The sequence below is a fragment of the Variovorax sp. M-6 genome (genome assembly GCF_052114385.1).
Classification (GTDB): domain Bacteria; phylum Pseudomonadota; class Gammaproteobacteria; order Burkholderiales; family Burkholderiaceae_C; genus Variovorax.
Genome location: NZ_JBFREQ010000011.1, coordinates 104,054 through 120,446, shown reverse-complemented (window position 1 = coordinate 120,446; position 16,393 = coordinate 104,054). Strand labels below are relative to the sequence as shown.

Annotated in this window: 11 protein-coding genes; 5 read left to right on the top strand and 6 right to left on the bottom strand. The window is 70.5% G+C overall.

The genetic code is table 11. The features are described from left to right. Window positions 1-23: 23 nt before the first annotated feature. Window positions 24-2,765, bottom strand: a complete 2,742-nt coding sequence (gene aceE / locus AB4Z46_RS15030; protein WP_442284300.1) for a pyruvate dehydrogenase (acetyl-transferring), homodimeric type — start codon at window positions 2,763-2,765, stop codon at window positions 24-26. Between the two features lie 106 nt (window positions 2,766-2,871). On the opposite strand from aceE, the gene AB4Z46_RS15025 reads away from it, so the two are divergent. Next, complete coding sequence (locus AB4Z46_RS15025; protein ID WP_442284299.1) at window positions 2,872-3,333, top strand: Lrp/AsnC family transcriptional regulator; 462 nt, start codon at window positions 2,872-2,874, stop codon at window positions 3,331-3,333. 36 nt (window positions 3,334-3,369) lie between these two features. After that, window positions 3,370-3,564 (top strand): hypothetical protein, encoded by a 195-nt coding sequence (locus AB4Z46_RS15020; RefSeq protein WP_442284298.1) that lies wholly within the window; start codon window positions 3,370-3,372, stop codon window positions 3,562-3,564. A gap of 118 nt (window positions 3,565-3,682) precedes the next feature. Here the strand turns inward: AB4Z46_RS15020 and mltA are convergent, their stop codons facing one another. Continuing rightward, complete coding sequence (gene mltA, locus AB4Z46_RS15015) at window positions 3,683-4,819, bottom strand: murein transglycosylase A (RefSeq protein ID WP_442284297.1); 1,137 nt, start codon at window positions 4,817-4,819, stop codon at window positions 3,683-3,685. On the opposite strand from mltA, the gene AB4Z46_RS15010 reads away from it, so the two are divergent. Further along, complete coding sequence (locus AB4Z46_RS15010; protein ID WP_442284296.1) at window positions 4,818-4,991, top strand: hypothetical protein; 174 nt, start codon at window positions 4,818-4,820, stop codon at window positions 4,989-4,991. The genes mltA and AB4Z46_RS15010 overlap by 2 nt on opposite strands. A 203-nt stretch (window positions 4,992-5,194) precedes the next feature. Next, window positions 5,195-5,860: an OmpA family protein gene (locus tag AB4Z46_RS15005; RefSeq protein WP_442284295.1), complete on the top strand. Its 666-nt coding sequence runs from the start codon at window positions 5,195-5,197 to the stop codon at window positions 5,858-5,860. Here the strand turns inward: AB4Z46_RS15005 and AB4Z46_RS15000 are convergent. From AB4Z46_RS15000 to AB4Z46_RS14985, 4 genes are all read right to left on the bottom strand, one after another. After that, window positions 5,857-6,483 carry a response regulator transcription factor gene (locus AB4Z46_RS15000; RefSeq protein WP_442284294.1) on the bottom strand — a complete coding sequence of 209 codons (627 nt, stop codon included), beginning with the start codon at window positions 6,481-6,483 and terminating at the stop codon, window positions 5,857-5,859. The genes AB4Z46_RS15005 and AB4Z46_RS15000 overlap by 4 nt on opposite strands. Window positions 6,484-6,493: 10 nt before the next feature. Next, complete coding sequence (locus tag AB4Z46_RS14995) at window positions 6,494-8,476, bottom strand: two-component system sensor histidine kinase NtrB (protein ID WP_442284378.1); 1,983 nt, start codon at window positions 8,474-8,476, stop codon at window positions 6,494-6,496. A 68-nt stretch (window positions 8,477-8,544) separates the two neighbouring features. Next, window positions 8,545-9,360, bottom strand: coding sequence for a carbon-nitrogen hydrolase family protein (locus tag AB4Z46_RS14990; RefSeq protein WP_442284293.1), 816 nt, complete (start codon window positions 9,358-9,360; stop codon window positions 8,545-8,547). 110 nt (window positions 9,361-9,470) lie between these two features. Then, a complete protein-coding gene (locus AB4Z46_RS14985; RefSeq protein WP_442284292.1) occupies window positions 9,471-13,559 on the bottom strand; it encodes a YhdP family protein in 4,089 nt (1,362 codons plus the stop codon). A gap of 70 nt (window positions 13,560-13,629) precedes the next feature. On the opposite strand from AB4Z46_RS14985, the gene glnE reads away from it, so the two are divergent. Continuing rightward, window positions 13,630-16,368 carry a bifunctional [glutamate--ammonia ligase]-adenylyl-L-tyrosine phosphorylase/[glutamate--ammonia-ligase] adenylyltransferase gene (gene glnE, locus AB4Z46_RS14980; protein WP_442284377.1) on the top strand — a complete coding sequence of 913 codons (2,739 nt, stop codon included), beginning with the start codon at window positions 13,630-13,632 and terminating at the stop codon, window positions 16,366-16,368. Window positions 16,369-16,393: the final 25 nt, after the last annotated feature.

Below are 16,393 nucleotides of genomic sequence, written 5' to 3'. Positions count from 1 at the left end.
CGCGCGCGAGCATCATAGGCGCCTCAGCGCGATGCGAGCGCGTGCCGTGCCGCGCGCACGATGCGCTGCGCGTCGACGCCGAAGAACTGGCGCAAGGCGGCGCGCGTGTCGCTGCGGCCGAAGCCGTCGGTGCCGAGCGTCAGGAAGCGCCGGCCCTCGGGCAGGAAGGCGCGAACACTCTCGGGCACCGTGCGCACATAGTCGGTCGCCGCGATCACGGGGCCGCTGCCGCCCGCAAGCTGCCGCGCAATGAACGGCGTGCCCGGTTCCGCCTCACCCGCCAGTGCCCGCTCCTCGCAGGCGCGGCCGTCGCGCGCAAGCTCGCTCCAGCTGGTGACGCTGAAGACCTCCGCGGTGATGCCCTGCTCGGCGAGTTGCTGTGCCGCCTTGATAACTTCGGTCAGGATCGCACCGGAGCCGAGCAGCGTGACCTCGACTTTCGACGAGTCCGCCCGCGCGCCCTGCCAGCCTTCGAAGCGATAGCAGCCACGCAGCACGTCGGCCTCGGCGCCCGCGGGCAGGTCGGGCTGCGCGTAGTTCTCGTTCATGAGCGTGACGTAGTAGAAGACGTCCTTCTGCTCGACCATCATCTCGCGGATGCCGGCATCGACGATCACCGCCATCTCGCCCGCGAACGCCGGGTCGTAGGCCTTGCAGTTCGGAATGGTCGCGGCGATCAGGTGGCTGGAGCCGTCCTGGTGCTGCAGCCCTTCGCCGCCCAGCGTGGTGCGCCCCGAGGTGGCCCCGAGCAGGAAGCCGCGCGCGCGCTGGTCGGCCGCGGCCCAGATCTGGTCGCCCACGCGCTGGAAGCCGAACATCGAGTAGTAGATGTAGAACGGCAGCATCGCCAGCCCGTGCACGCTGTAGCTGGTGGCCGCGGCGGTCCAGCTCGCGATCGCGCCGGCCTCGCTGATGCCCTCCTCGAGGATCTGGCCGTCGGTGGCTTCGCGGTACGAGAGCACCGAGCCGATGTCCTCGGGCGCGTAGCGCTGGCCCACGCTCGAATAGATGCCGACCTGCTTGAACAGGTTGGCCATGCCGAAGGTGCGCGCCTCGTCGGCCACGATCGGCACCACGCGCGGGCCCAGGGCGGCGTCCTTCATGAGGTTGCCCAGCATGCGCACGAAGGCCATGGTGGTGCTCATCTCCTTGCCGGCGGCCGCCACGGCGAACTGCGCGTAGGCCGCGATGGCGGGCTTGGCGACGGGCTCGCAGTCGGTCACGCGGCGCGGCATGCTGCCGCCGAGCGCGGCGCGCCGGTCCAGCAGGTAGCGCATCTCGGGGCTGTCCTCGGCCGGCTTGTAGAAGGCGAGCGAGGTGGCTTGCGCGTCGGTGAGCGGCAGGTCGAAGCGGTCGCGGAACTCGATCAGGTCGGTGTCCTCGAACTTCTTCTGCGAGTGCGTGGTCATCTTGCCCTGGCCCGCGCTGCCCATGCCGTAGCCCTTCTTGGTGTGGGCCAGGATCACGGTCGGCTGGCCGCTGTGCGCGGCCGCGGCGGCATAGGCGGCGTGGATCTTCACAAGGTCGTGGCCGCCGCGCTTCAGGCGGTCGATCTGCTCGTCGGTCATGCCCTGCGCCAGGCGCGCGAGCGCCTCGTCCTGGCCGAAGAAGGTGTCGCGGTTGTAGCGCCCGTCCTTGGCCGCGAAGGTCTGCATCTGGCCGTCGACCGTGTTGGCGAAGGCGCGCGCCAGCGCGCCGCCGGTGTCGCGCGCGAAGAGACCGTCCCAGTCGCTGCCCCAGACCAGCTTGATGACGTTCCAGCCGGCCCCGGCGAACAGCTTCTCGAGTTCGTCGATGATGCGGCCGTTGCCGCGCACCGGGCCGTCCAGGCGCTGCAGGTTGCAGTTGACCACCCACACCAGGTTGTCGAGCTTCTCGCGTGCGGCGAGAGTCAGCGCGCTCATCGATTCGGGCTCGTCCATCTCGCCGTCGCCGAACACGCCCCAGACCTTGCGACCTTCGCAGTTCAGCAGGTTGCGATGCGTCAGGTAGCGCATGAAGCGCGCGTGGTAGATCGAGCTGATCGGACCGATCCCCATTGAGCCGGTCGGGAACTGCCAGAAGTCCGGCATCAGGTACGGGTGCGGGTAGCTGCTGAGGCCCCGGGCGCCGCGGCCTTCAGTGAAGGCGGGCGCGGTCAGTTCCTGGCGGTAGTGCGTGAGGTCGTCCTCGCCGAGCCGGCCTTCGAGGAAGGCGCGCGCATACACGCCGGGCGCGCTGTGCGGCTGGAAGAACACGAGATCGCCAAGGTGTTGCCCCCCACGCTCCCCCACTTCGTGTGGGTCGCTGCCCCCCCTCGGGGGGCGCTCGCCGCTTGGGGCGGCTCGGCGCGGCTCGGCGTCGGTGCGCGCGTGGAAGAAATGGTTGAAGCCGGTCTCGAACAGGTCGGCCGCGCTGGCATAGCTCGCGATGTGGCCGCCGAGTTCGCCATAGGCCTGGTTGGCGCGCACCACCATCGCGAGCGCGTTCCAGCGCATCAGCGAGGCGAGGCGCTCCTCGATCGCGAGGTCGCCGGGGAACACGGGCTGGTCGTCGACCGCGATAGTGTTGACGTAGGGGGTCGCCAGTTCGGGCTGCCAGCCGATGCGCCGGGCCCGCGCCAGACGAGCCAGTTCGTCGAGCATCCAGCGCGCCCGCTCCGGCCCGTGGGCCTCTGCCAGCGCGACGAAAGCCTCGCGCCATTCGGCGGTTTCGACGGGGTCGGGATCGTGCACGGGCATGTCGAACAGGGCGCGCAGCTGGCTGGGGGAAATCGGAGCGTTCATGAGCCGCAATTTAGGCCGGCGGCGTTGAAACTAGCTGCTGTTTGTACGCCTTTTTCGAGGCATCAGCCGCATAAAATGCCGCGACCCTCCCAATCAACAGCATCGAATGCAACTGGACACGATCGACCTTCGCATTCTCGACGAACTGCAGCGCGACGGCGCGCTGTCGAACGTCGAACTGGCACGCCGCATCCAGCTGTCGCCCTCGCCCTGCCTGGCGCGCGTGAAGGCGCTCGAAGGCGCGGGCGTGATCCAGCGCTACGTGGCACTGGTCCATGCCGGCGCGCTGGGCCTGGGCCTGAACGTCTTCATCTCGATCAGCCTCAAGTCGCAGAGCAAGCAGTCGCTGGCCGAGTTCGAACAGCGCATCGCGGAGCACGACGAAGTGATGGAGTGCTATCTCATGACCGGCGACAGCGACTACCTGATCCGGGTCGCGGTGGCCGACATCGCGGCGCTGGAGAAGTTCATCCTCGAGCAGCTGACGCCGATCGCCGGCATCGAGAAGATCCGTTCGAGCTTCGCGCTCAAGCAGGTGCGCTACAAGACCGCGCTGCCGCTGCCCTGAAGTCCGGCTCCGCCTTGCGGCCCTCATTGATAATCCGTGATCGTGCAGGCGCGGTGCGCCAGCGAGGACGACGGTTCAGTGGACTTCTCTTTCGATCTCGTATTCGGCGCCTTGACGCTGATCGTGGCAGGCGCCGCGCTGGCCATCGCGCCGCGCGAGCGGCGGCTCGAGTTCCTCATGCACATCATGATCGTGACCATGCTCACCATCTTCGTCGTAAAAATGGGCTGACCCCCAGGTTGGCTCACTTCGTGTAGCCGCCCCCCCCCTTTCAGGGGGCGCTGCCAGCGGCCCGGCAAAGCCGGGCCGCGGCAGCTCACGCGCAGAGGGGCGTCGGCGCAATCAGACCCTATCGAGGCCACAGAGCCCACAGGCGCAGCGGCTGATTGACGCGAGCCGCGACGCGGCCCGCATCGGCGCCGGTGCCCGCGAAGTAGTCGGCGCGCACCGCGCCGACGATGGCGCTGCCGGTGTCCTGCGCGACCACCAGCTTGGCCAGCGGCACGGCCGGTCCCGGCGAAGCGAGCCAGACCGGCGTGCCGTAGGGGATGCTGTCGCGATCGACCGCGATCGAGCGGCCGGCCGTGAGCGGCACGCCCTGCGCCCCCACCGGCCCCGAGGCCGCATCGACCTCGTTCAAGGGCTCCTCGCGAAAGAACACATAGCGCGGATTGCTCCACAGCAGTTGCGACACGCGCTGCGGGTTCTGCGCCACCCACAGCTTGGTGTCCTCCGGCCACAGGCTCACCTTGGTCGCGCCCTGGCTCATGAGCCATTGCTGCACGCTCCGGTAGGGCTGCTCGTTGGTTGCCGCGAAGGCCACGCGCACCGTGCGCTGCGAGCCGTCGGCTTCGGTGATGCGCAGCCGCCCCGAACCCTGGATGTGGAGCATGAGTGCGTCGATCGGGTCGGCCAGCCAGGCGATCTCCCTGCCGCGCAGCGCGGCCTGGGCCTGGGGCAGGGTGTCGATTTCCTGGCGCGTGTACCACGGCCGCCTGGCGACCAGGCCCGCGGGCGTCTGGTAGAGCGGTACGTTGTTCGTCGCGGTCGGCAGGCGCGTGGCGTCGAAGACCGGTTCGTAATAGCTCGTGAGCTTGCCTTCGCTCGGGCCCGCGGGCGATTCGACCCGGAAGGGCTGCAGTCGCTGCATCATCCATTCGCGCTGCTGGTCGGCGTCGGCCAACGCGAGCTGGCGAACCTCGCGGCACAACGGCGCGATGGCGGCGTTCGGCCGCCCGCAGTTGGCGACCATCGCCACCCAGCCTTCATGCAACGCATCCTCGTTGAAGCCCGGCAGCTCGGACCAGGCCACGGGCGTCCACCGGCTCTTGGGATGCGCGAGCGATCCGGTCAGCGGGCCGAGATCGCGCGGCGCAGCCGTGCTCGGCGTCGCCGCCGGCACCTCGGGCCGTCGGGTGCCGACACTGCAACCCGCCAGCGTTGCTACGATCACGAGTCCTACCAGCCACCGGAGTCCTTTGTTCATGGGTCTGATTTTGCTTGAAGCCCTCGGCGCCGGAATCGTGTTCATCCTCATCATCTGGTGGACTATGTTCTCGGGCCGCAAGGGCGGCGAACTGCACGACGTGCACGGCACCGACGAAGCGCCGCCGGGCACGCCGCCGCGCTCACCCGCCGAACCGCCGCCGCGCGATTGACGGCGTAGCCCCGAGCCGCTTCGGCCTGTCGGCCGCAGCGCCGCTCGCTATCGAATCGCTAGCAGCGCAGCAAGCAGCGGCAAGCCAGGCCAGGACTCTCGAACGCCGGGGGTGTTACATGCGGAAACCGCCGCACCGCAAATTCGACGTGAGTCGCTCGGGATAATCGTCGTTCTTCGTTTTGCACCCCGAGAAGGATTGACATGAGAAATTTCGTACTTGCCACCAGTGCCGCAGCGCTCGTCCTGTCAGGCTGTGCCGGCACCGGCACCGGCATGACCGACACCCAGCGCAACACCGGCATCGGTGCCGGGGTGGGCGCGCTCGCGGGCGCGGCGATCGGCTCGGCCACCGGCGGCAACCGGGGCGCGATCGGCACCGGTGCGGCGGTCGGCGCGTTGGCGGGTGCGGCGGGCGGCTACCTGTGGTCGCAACGCATGGAGAACCAGAAGCGCCAGATGGAAGCAGCCACCAAGGGCACCGGCGTGGCCGTGACCCAGACCGCCAACAACGAGCTCAAGCTCGCGATCCCGAGCGACATCTCCTTCGACGTCGGCCGCTCGGCGATCAAGCCCAATTTCTCGCCGGTGCTCGACCAGTTCGCCAGCGGCCTGCGCAACAACCCGAACGCCGACGTGCGCATCATCGGCCACACCGACAGCACCGGCACCGACGCCATCAACAATCCGCTGTCGATCGAGCGTGCCGCCAGCACGCGCGACTACCTGGTCGCGCGCGGCGTGCCGGCCGCAGCGATCCGCGTCGAGGGCCGCGGCGCGCGCGAGCCGATCGCCGACAACAACAGCGATGCCGGCCGGGCGCAGAACCGTCGCGTGGAGATCTACGTCGGCGAACGCCCGCAGGGCTAGACGCCGCGCAGAAGGTTGGCCAGTTCCACGGCCGACTTGACTTCCATCTTCTCGAACACGCGCGCGCGGTGGACCTCCACCGTGCGCACGCTGATCGCGAGCTGATCGGCGATCAGCTTGTTCGGCAGGCCTTCGACCACGCAGCGCATCACGTCGCGCTCGCGCTCCGTCAGCTCGTCGATGCGATGCTTGAGCAGCTTTCGCGTGCGTTGCGCCTCGATGGCGTGCAGCGAGACGCCGAGCGCATGCTCGATGCGGTCGACCAGTGCGTTGTCCGAAAAAGGCTTCTCGCAGAAGTCGAAGGCGCCGCGCTTGACCGCGTCCACCGCGGTCGGCACATCCGCGTGGCCGGTCAGGAAGATCACCGGCATGGTGTCGAGAAGTCCGCGTTCCGCGAGCCGGTCGAACAGAACGAGCCCGCTGGTGCCGGGCATGCGCACGTCGAGCAGCAGGCAGTGCGGATGGTCGAGCAAAGGCTCGTCGGCCAGCCGCGCCTCGAAGGCTTCGGCGCTGGGAAACTGCTCGCTCACCAGGCGCCGCGAGCGCAGCAGCCAGGCCAGCGCCTCGCGCACGCTCGCGTCGTCGTCGACGATGAAGATCAGGGCATCGATCAGGGGTTGCATGAGGTGAGTGTCAGCTGGCGGTCGCAAGAGTGAAACGGAAGATCGTGCCGCGCGGCCGCTGCGGCTCGAACATGAGCACGCCTCCGTGCTGCTCGACGACGGTGCGGCACAGGCTCAGGCCCAGCCCCATGCCGTCGGGCCGGGTCGTGAAGAAGGGCGTGAAGAGGCGCGGTGCCACCTCGTCGCTGATGCCGCAGCCGACATCGGCGACCGAGAACTCGAGCCAGCGGCGCGCGTCCGCACCCGGACTTCCGCTGGCGCGCACGACCCGCAGCCGCAGCACCCGCTCGACCAGGCCGGGCATGTCCATCGCCTGCATGCCGTTGCGTGCCAGGTTCAGCAGCACCTGCTCGACCAGCGTCCGGTCGCACACCACGGCCGGCAGGTGCTCCTCGAACGCGAGCTCGACGCGCACGCCGAGCTTGCGCGCCTGCAGGCGCACCAGCGGCAGCACCGCGTCGACCAGCGCCTGGGGCGCAACCGCCTCGCGCGTGCGGTCGCGCCGGCGCACGAAGTCGTGCACGCTGCGGATCACCTGGCCGGCGCGGTCGGCCTGCTCGGCGATGCGGCGCACCGCCATCGTGACCTCTTCGTGCTCGCTCGCGCGCGACAGGCCGTCGGCGCCGAGCAGGTTGAGCGAGCCGCTGGCGTAGCTCGCGATCGCCGCCAGCGGCTGCGTCAGTTCGTGGCTCAGCAGCGAAGCCATCTCGCCGACGGTCGCCAGCCGCGCACTGGCCTGCAGGCGCTCCTGGCTGGCCCGCGACAGTTCCTCGATGCGGCGCTGCTCGCTGATGTCGATGAAGGCGCTCATCCAGCCGGTCTGGGAACCCTGGGCGTTGATCAGCGGGGCCTCGAAGATCAGCACCGGGAAGCGGGCGCCGTCCTTGCGCATGAAGACCGATTCGAAGCCTTCGCGCGGCGGCGTGGCGCCGGCCAGCCGCACCGCCTGCCGGCGCTGGTATTCGTGCGCCAGTTCGGTCGGCCAGTAGGGCGCCTCGACGTCGCTGCCCATGAGCTCCTCGGCGCTGAAGCCCACCATCTCGCAGAAGGCCGGATTGACATAGGTGATGCGGCCCTGGAGATCGCGCGCGCGCAAGCCCGTGATGACCGAGTCCTCCATGGCCTTGCGAAACGCCAGCGCATCGGCGAGATCGCGTTCGGCGCGCAGGCGCCGGCGTGTGTCGCGCGCCAGCAGCACCAGCACGGACACCAGCGCGATCGAGATCGCCGTGACCAGCGCGGTCAGCATGTTGGGGAACAGGTCGGGCACGGCGCGCCAGCCGTCGATGCGCAGCATCAGGGTGGCACCCGGAAGGTCGATCAGCTGCTGCGAGGTGAAGACCCGCGTGCCGATGCGGCGCGGCGCGCCGATCGCCACGAGCCGGGTGCCGTCGGCCTCGGTGAAGGCAACCTCCTGGCCACGGCTGAGCATCGGCGCCAGCATCTCGGTCAGCGTGTCGCGCAGCGAGTAGGCGGCCACCAGATAGCCGCCGCCCTCGACCGGCACGCACAGCTCCAGGACCTCGAGGCCGCTGCCCTGGGTCGAGGCCACGTAGTGGCTGGGCGAATAGGCCGGCGTGCCGAGCTTGCGCGCGGCGGTGCAGGCCTGCTCGACGTCGGTCTGGTCGGGGCCGCGCTCGTTGTCGCCGAACACTCGCCGGCGATAGGGCGAATCGACCGCCCCGAGCGGCCGCAGGGCCGGGTCGCGCCATTCGAGACGCAGCCATTCGCGATGGTCCCGCAGCAGGCCCGCGGCCCGGGTCTCCCACTGCTCGCGGCCGACCCCGCCGGCCAGCGAGGCGCGCAGCGTCTGCACGTTGCGTTGCAGGCCATCGCGCAGGTCCGACACCGCATCGGCCGTGTCGCGGTCCAGCACGGTCTGGGTCTGCTCGACCTCGTGCCGCCCGGCCAGCCAGACCACGGTGACCAGCAGCGCCAGCACCAGGATCGCCAGCAGCACCCAGAGGAACCAGCGCCGCCACACCGAGCGCATGAAGCGCAGGCGCGCGAACGCGGGCCGCAGGACGCGGGCGACGGGCAGTGCAGGCGCGGACACCGGCTTCAGATCACGCTGTGGGACAGCGCGGGGAGTTGCGCGCGCGCGGCTTCGAGCTGCGCGGCATCGATCTCGAACAGCACCACGGCCTCTCCTTCGGCGTGCTGCGCCACCACCGAGCCCCAGGGGTCGACCACCATCGACTGGCCCCAGGTCTGGCGTCCGTTCTCGTGGGTGCCGCCTTGCGCGGGCGCGACCACCCAGGCGAGGTTCTCGATCGCCCGGGCGCGCAGCAGGACCTCCCAGTGGGCGGCGCCGGTGGTGCGCGTGAAGGCACTGGGCACCAGCAGCAGCTCGGCCCCCTCGCGCGCCAGCGCGCGGTAGAGCTCGGGAAAACGCAGGTCGTAGCAGACGCTCATGCCGATGCGCCAGCGACGGCCGTCGCGCGAGGGCAGGTCGAAGCACACGGGCTGCGAGCCCGGCGCGATCACGCGGCGCTCGTCGTAGCGCTCGCGGCCGTTGTCGAAGAAGAACAGGTGGATCTTGTCGTAGCGCGCGACGCAGGCGCCGTCCGGTCCGTAGACCAGCGAGCTGTTGAAGACATGCTGGTCGTCGTCGGTCTCGATCGGCAGCGTGCCGCCGACGATCCAGAGCCCGAACTCGCGCGCGGCATCGGCCAGGAAGCTCTGCACCGTGCCGGCACCGGCGGTCTCGCGCAGCGCCAGCTTGTCGGTGTCGCGCCGGCCCATCATGCAGAAGTACTCGGGCAGCACCGCGAGTTCGGCGCCCGCGGCCGAGGCCTGGGCCAGCAGGTCGTGGGCGCGCGCCAGGTTGGCCTCGCGGGCGATGGTCGACACCATCTGGATCGCTGCGACTTTCATGGCGGTTGTCTCCTGAACTCGTTGAGGCCGCCCGCCGGGCCGCCCCAAGGGCGGACTGCACCCCCTCGGGGGGCAGCGATACACGAAGTGATGAGCGTGGGGGCCATGTTTTATCGGGGAATCGAAGGCTCGGCCGGCGCAGCCTGGGCCGCGGGAGTCGACCGGCGCGCCACCCGGGTGATTTTCGGGTCGGTCCAGGTGCCGTCGATCTGGAACTCCTGCGTGGCGGCGGCGATCAGCGGCCGGCTCAGCACCATCTGCGCCAGGAAGGTCCCGAGGCCGATCGCCGGATTGATCGCGGTCGCCACCAGCGCCGCCGTGCCGGCGCTGATCTCTGGCACGACCACCACCCGGATGTTCTGCGTCTCGCGCGCGATGTCGGCCGAGCCATCCATCAGCACGGCGGCGTTGACGCCTTTCATCTGCAGGTTGTTGGTGGATGCCACGCCCTTGACGATCGTGGCATCGCCGCGCAGGAAATCGAAGGCGAAGCCGGCACTGAACACGTCGCGGAAGTCGAGCGTGAGGCGCCGCGGCAGGGCCTGCAGGCTCAACACGCCGAGCAGCTTGGCGATGCCCGGATCGGCCTTCAGGAACTGTCCCGATTCGACGTCGATCTGCAGTTGCCCGCCCAGGCTCGGGTAGTCGATCGAGAACGGCGAGCCGGTCCAGTTCACCTCGCCCTCGAGCCGGCCCCGGCCGCGCCGGACCACGTCCTTCATGCCGAAGCGATTGAGCAGCGCGCCGGCATCCGTGATGTCGAGCTTGAAATCCATGGCGGTGCGGCGCTGCTCGCGCCCGCCGCTGCCGCCAGGCGGTGCCGCCCAGCTGCCCTGGGCATTGAAGGTGGCGTCGGGGTTGGTGAGGGTCAGCTTGTTGAGCCGCCATTCGCGCCCGACACCGCCGCGATTCACCGCGTCGATCTCGGCTCGGCCGAGCCGCCGGCCCAGCAGTTCGAAGTCGTCGACCACGATGTCGAGGGCCGGCAGCGTGCTCGGCTGCTCGTCGAGCAGCGACTCGACCGCGGTGGCTTCGCTGCGGGCGATCTTGAGTCGCGCGAGCCGCGCGTACAGCCGCCCGGCCTGCGCATGGCGGTATTCGGCGTAGCCGCTGAGCTCGGTGGCGTCGATGTTGGCGCGCCAGAGCTGGCCATCGCGCGTGCCGCCCAGCACCACGTCGTTCAGCGTGCGGCCGCCGAACGCCAGCGCCTGCGCGCGCAGCGCGATCACCGTGGGCAGGTAGGCGAGCGCGTCGTCGCCGCTGTCGACGCTGGCCACCGCTTCGGGCGCCTTGCCGGTGGTCTCGCTGAACAGCGCCTGCCAGGCGCTCAAGTCGAGCCGGGCGAAGCGCATGTTCGCGAACACGCCGCGCTCCGGCAACGGCGCGGATTCGCCGGCTTCCAGCCCGATGCCGATGCCGCCGCGCAGCACGCGCGCCTCGCGGCCCGAGATGTCGCGCACGTAGCTGGCCGAGCCGACCTTGCCGAGCTCGAACGCAATCTGGTCGTGGACCAGCGGCGCGGCGCCTGCGGCCCGGGCTTCGCGCAGCACGACCTTCTTCTCGACCCGCAGCGGCATGATCTGGTCGGCCTCCTTGGCCATGGGCGCCGGCAGCTGCAGGCCCAGGCCCTGCAGGCTGCTCGTGAGCAGGAACTCGGAGGCGCCCTCGCGCACCGAAAAACGGGCCGCGTACGGCGTGCTGCCGGTCGCGTTCCTGGCCAGTCGCGCCAGCCAGTCGACCTCGCGCGCCGCGCGCAGGCCGTCGGCGCTCGCCGTGCCCTGGACGCGGATGTCCAGCTCCTGCTTGCTGCCGAAGCGGCCGCTGCCCTCGAAGCGCATCGCGCCGCCGAGCCCGCGGGCCTGCACGCCGGCCAGCGAGAAGCCGCTCTCGGTGAAGCTCAGCGTGCCGCGTGCCTGCGTCAGCGCCGGTGCGGCGGACGCGAGCTGCAGCTCGTTGTCGGCCAGCACGATGCCGGCCTGCACCTTGGCCTTGTCCATCGCCTCCAGCGGCAGCTCGAGGCGCAGCTTGTAGTCGGCATTGCCGGTCGCGCGCATGTCCGCCAGCGTGGCGCCGACTTCGCCGGCGAGCGGCCCGCCGACGCGCAGCAGTTCGCCCAGCGGACCTCGGGCCTGCGCATCGAGCTTGAGCACCGGCGCATGGTGCGACATGTCGGCGATCTGGGCCTCGGCCTTCGAGACCTCGATCCCCTGCGCGCCGGCGATGCGCCCGCGCGCATTGCGCACCAGCATGCCCGCGCGCTCGAACACCAGCTCGCCCGACAGGCCCGTCAGCCCTGGCCAGACCTTGGTCTCCCCCGGCGTCGGCGGCACATAGGCATAGCTGACGTCGGCGACCTTCGCGGCGATGCGGAAATCCCCGTGCTTCGGGTCCATGAAGGGCATGTCCCAGAGATCGCCCCGGACCTTGAAGTCGACCACGCTGGCGGTGCCCTTGGTGACCGCGTCGCGCACGTAGTCGCGGGTGTGCTTCGGGATGTGAAGCGGCAGATAGCGCCAGACCCGGGTGCCGTCGGCCCGTGTCAGCTTGCCCTGCAGATCGAGCACGCCGGGATAGCGGTCGGCGCCGCGCGATACCGCGGGATCGCTGGTGCGCCAGCTGGCCTCGGCCTCCCCCTCGGCATCGACATTCGCGAAGCGCAGGTTGGAGACCTGCAAGTGGGCCGCGCCCCCCTCGAGCTTCCACTGGAGCTGGGTCCACAGCCGCTCGATCGGCACCACCGGCTCCTCGAACACGCCGGGCAGATCGAGCGCGCCGTTGGCGATCGACAGCGTGGCGCTGCCGCCGGCCTGGCTGGCATCGAAGTCGACCGTGGCGCCACTCACGCCGGGCGTTCCGACCGGCTCGTGCGGCGGCGCCGCGGTCGCGGGCACCGGGGCCGTGGCCGGCGCACCCGGCTGCGACGCCACGCTGAAGCCGCTCATGCGCCCCTTGAACTGATAGCGGTCGGGTTCGCCGGCCGAACCTTGCCAGCTGGCCTCGATGTGTTCGACCAGGCCCCGCGGCTGGTAGGTCTCGATCCGCTTGCGCGCCGCCTCGCCCAGCGGCAGCCGGTCGGCGATCATCGCCAGCGCCGCGAGATCGAGCCGGTCGGCTCGCAGCGCCGTGCGCTCTGCGGTACGGCCCTTGGCCGGCGCGTGCTGGAACCACAGGTTGCCCCCGGGCCAGCGCATCTGGTCGGCGGTGTCGAACTGCAGCCGGCTGGTTGCAAACTCCAGCATGCCGTCGCTGCGCTTGCCGGTCAGGCGTCCGGTGACGTCGCGCAGCACCAGCGGCTCGAGCTCCTTGCCGAGCGAGGCGTCGATGCGGGTCAAGGCCAGGTCGAGCGCGCCGCCCGTGACCTCGCCGTCATTGACGTCGGCCCAGATCCGCAGCCCGCCCGAGCCTTCGCGGATCCTGGCGTCGAGGTCGACGTAGCGGCCGAGCCGCTTGACGTCGATGTACGGCAGGTCGGCATAGGCCTGGCCGTCCCAGGTGCGCCAGTTGCCGCTGCGCACCGACAGCAGGGGCTGGCGGAACCGGCCGCGCAGCGTGATGCGCTCGCCCCAGCCGGCCGGCGGCGTGGCGTCGAGGCGCATCGCGTGGCGGCGGCCGCCGTTTCGGGCGACGAACTGGACGTCGGTCAGGAGCAGCGGCCCGGTCTTGCGCCGTTCGTCGGTCCAGCGCACCGTGCCGCCCTGCACCACGACCTCGCGCTGGGCGAAGAACCAGTCGGCACCGTCGCCGCCGCCGCTGGTCTGGTTCGACATGTCGAGGCCGGCAACGTGGAGCTTGCCGAGCGCATCGCGCCGGACCTCGACCTGCGGCCGCTCGATGTAGAGCTGCTCGAAGCTCAGGTTCCAGAGCGAGCGCGGCGACACGCTGGCCACCACCCGCTCGAGGCGCAGCGCCTCCTGGTTGCTGGCGTCCAGGAGCACCACGTCGCGCAGCTCGACCGTGGGAAACAGGCCGCCCGACCGGGCGCCGATCGAACCGATGCGCACCGGCACGCCGATGGCCCGCGTGGCCTGCGCTTCCAGCGCGCCACGGTAGTCGCCGATTCGCGGCACAATCCAGAGATGTAGGACAACGACTGACAGCGCAAGCAGGAGCCATGCACCGATCAGCAAACCCAACAACCAGCGCGCCGTCGCAGCGGTGATCTTGAGCAGACGTGAAGGGGAAGACGTCGTGTCGTTCATTGAGGATCGCGCTGTGTCAGGAATTATGACCGCCAGCTCCCAGCCGGGTTCCATCGGCGCCGATGCTGCGATGCAGCGATCGCTGCAGCCATCCGATTCGCCGCCACTGTCGGCCTATTCGCGCTTCGTTCAGCGACTTCGCCGCCGCTACGCCGTCGAACTGCCGCTGCTGCCGCCGGGCGAACCGGTGCGCGCCCACATGGCCGAGGCCTACCAGGCGCTGCGCGCGCGCGGCGACACCGTCGCCGACGCCCTGCGCATCGTGCGCCAGCTGGTGATGGAGCGGCTGATCGCGCTCGACTGCGACCAGCACGCGCCGCTGGCGGTGGTCACCACCGCGGTCACGCAACTGGCCGAATTCGCGCTCGACGTCGCCTGCCGCGAAGCCTGCGCCGAACTCGACGAGGTGCACGGCGCGCCGCTCGCGGCCGACGGCCGGCGCGCCCAGCTCTGGGTCGTCGGCATGGGCAAGCTCGGCGCGCGCGAGCTCAACGTGTCGAGCGACATCGACCTGATCTATCTCTACGACCACGACGGCGAAACCGCCGGTGGCCCCGATGGGCATGCGCGGCTCGCGAACCAGGAGTACTTCGCTCGCGCGGTCAAGCGCATCTACGCGCTGGTGGGCGACACCACCGGGAACGGCTTCGTGTTCCGCGTCGACCTGGCGCTGCGGCCCAACGGCAACTCGGGGCCGAGCGTGGTCTCGCTCGATGCGCTCGAGGAGTACTTCCAGGTCCAGGGCCGCGAATGGGAGCGTTTCGCCTGGCTCAAGAGCCGCGTGGTGGCGCCCGCGTCGGTGGTGGCCGACAGTTCGGCACAGGCGCTGCGCGGGGTGGTGCTGCCCTTCGTCTTCCGCCGCTACCTGGACTACAGCGTGTTCGACTCGCTGCGCACGCTGCACCGGCAGATCCGCGAACAGGCGGCGCGCCGCAGCGCCGGCCGGCCCGAACGCGCCAACGACGTCAAGCTGTCGCGCGGCGGCATCCGCGAGATCGAGTTCACGGTGCAACTGCTGCAAGTGGTGCGCGGCGGCCAGTTCCCCGAGCTGCGCACCCGGCCCACGCTCGATGCGCTGCAGCGCCTGGCGCGCGCCGGCCTGATGCCGCAGGAAGCGGCCGATGCGCTGGCCTCGGCCTACGAGTTCCTGCGCCGGGTGGAGCACCGCATCCAGTACCTGGACGACCAGCAGACCCACGTGCTGCCGGTGAACGACGACGATCTGCGCTGGATCGCGCACACCCTCGGGTACGCCGACTGCTGCGCCTTCCTGGCCCAACTCGACACCCACCGCGAATTCGTCGCCCAGGAGTTCGACAAGCTGCTCGGCGGCAAGGCGCCCTGCACCGGCTGCAAGGGCGGGGCGCCGGGCCCGGCAGCGGTGGACATGCACGACCTGATCGACACCCTGCCCGGCCCGTTCGCCGAACGCATCCGCGGCTGGAGCGAGAACCCGCGCGTGCTGGCGCTGCGCGACGACACGCGAGCCCGCCTGCGCCAGCTGATCCAGCGCACCGGCCAATGGCTGCGCGAGCCCGACAGCGAGGCGCCCGGGCGCATTGCCCACCACGTCGACGCCGCGCTGCGCTGGGCCGACTGGATCGAGCCGCTGCTGCGCCGCGAAAGCTACATCGCGCTGCTGGTCGAGCGGCCCGCGGTGCAGGAGCGGCTGCTGCGCCTGCTGGGCTCGGCCAAATGGCCGGCGCGCTACCTGATGCAGCATCCCGGCGTGATCGACGAGCTGGCCAGCAACGAGATGTTGAGCGGCCGCTTCGTCGCGGCCGAGTTCGAACGCGATCTCGAGGACCGCCACCAGTCGCTGACGCGCACCGGCGAGGCCGACGAGGAGCGCCTGCTCAACCTGCTGCGCCATGCGCACCATGCGGAGCTGTTTCGCACGCTGGCGCGCGACGTCGATGGGCGGATCACGGTCGAGCAGGTGGCCGACGACCTGAGCGCGCTGGCCGATGCGGTGCTGCGGGTCACCGCGCGCTGGTGCTGGCCGCAGGTGCGCAACCCGCACCGCGAGCAGCCGCAGTTCGCGATCATCGGCTACGGCAAGCTCGGCGGCAAGGAGCTGGGCTACGGCAGCGACCTCGACATCGTCTTCGTCTACGACGACGAGGACGAGCGCGCCGGCGAGGTCTACGCGGCCTACGTGCGCAAGCTGATCAACTGGCTCACGGTCAAGACCCGCGAAGGCGACCTGTTCGAGATCGACACCGCGCTGCGCCCCAACGGCAACTCGGGCCTGCTGACCACCAGCTTCGAGGCCTACGAGAAGTACCAGCTCGGCCGCGGCAGCAACACCGCCTGGACCTGGGAGCACCAGGCCATGACCCGCGCCCGCTTCGTGCTGGGCGCGCCGGCGCTCGGCGAGCGCTTCGACCGCATCCGCGAGGCCGTGATCACCGCGCCGCGCGATCGCGACGCACTCAAGGCCGAGATCGTCGCGATGCGCGAGAAGGTGCGCGCCGCGCGCCCGGTCAAGCCCGACCGCTTCGACGTCAAGCACAGCGCGGGCGGCATGGTCGACGCCGAGTTCGCGGTGCAGTTCCTGGTGCTGTCGGCGGCCGAGGCGCATCCCGAACTGGTGCCCAATGTCGGCAACATCGCGCTGCTGCTGCGGGCCGAGGCGGCGGGCCTGCTGCCCGCGGGCGTCGGCCAGGCCGCCGCCTCCGCCTACCGCGAGCTGCGCCGGGTGCAGCACCGGGCCCGGCTCAACGAGGAACCGACGCACGTGCCGATGACCTCGCTGGTGGTCGAGCGCGAGGCCATGCTGGCCTTGTGGAGGGCGGTATTTGGCTAGGCGGAACAATGCGTCGCCACGCGCG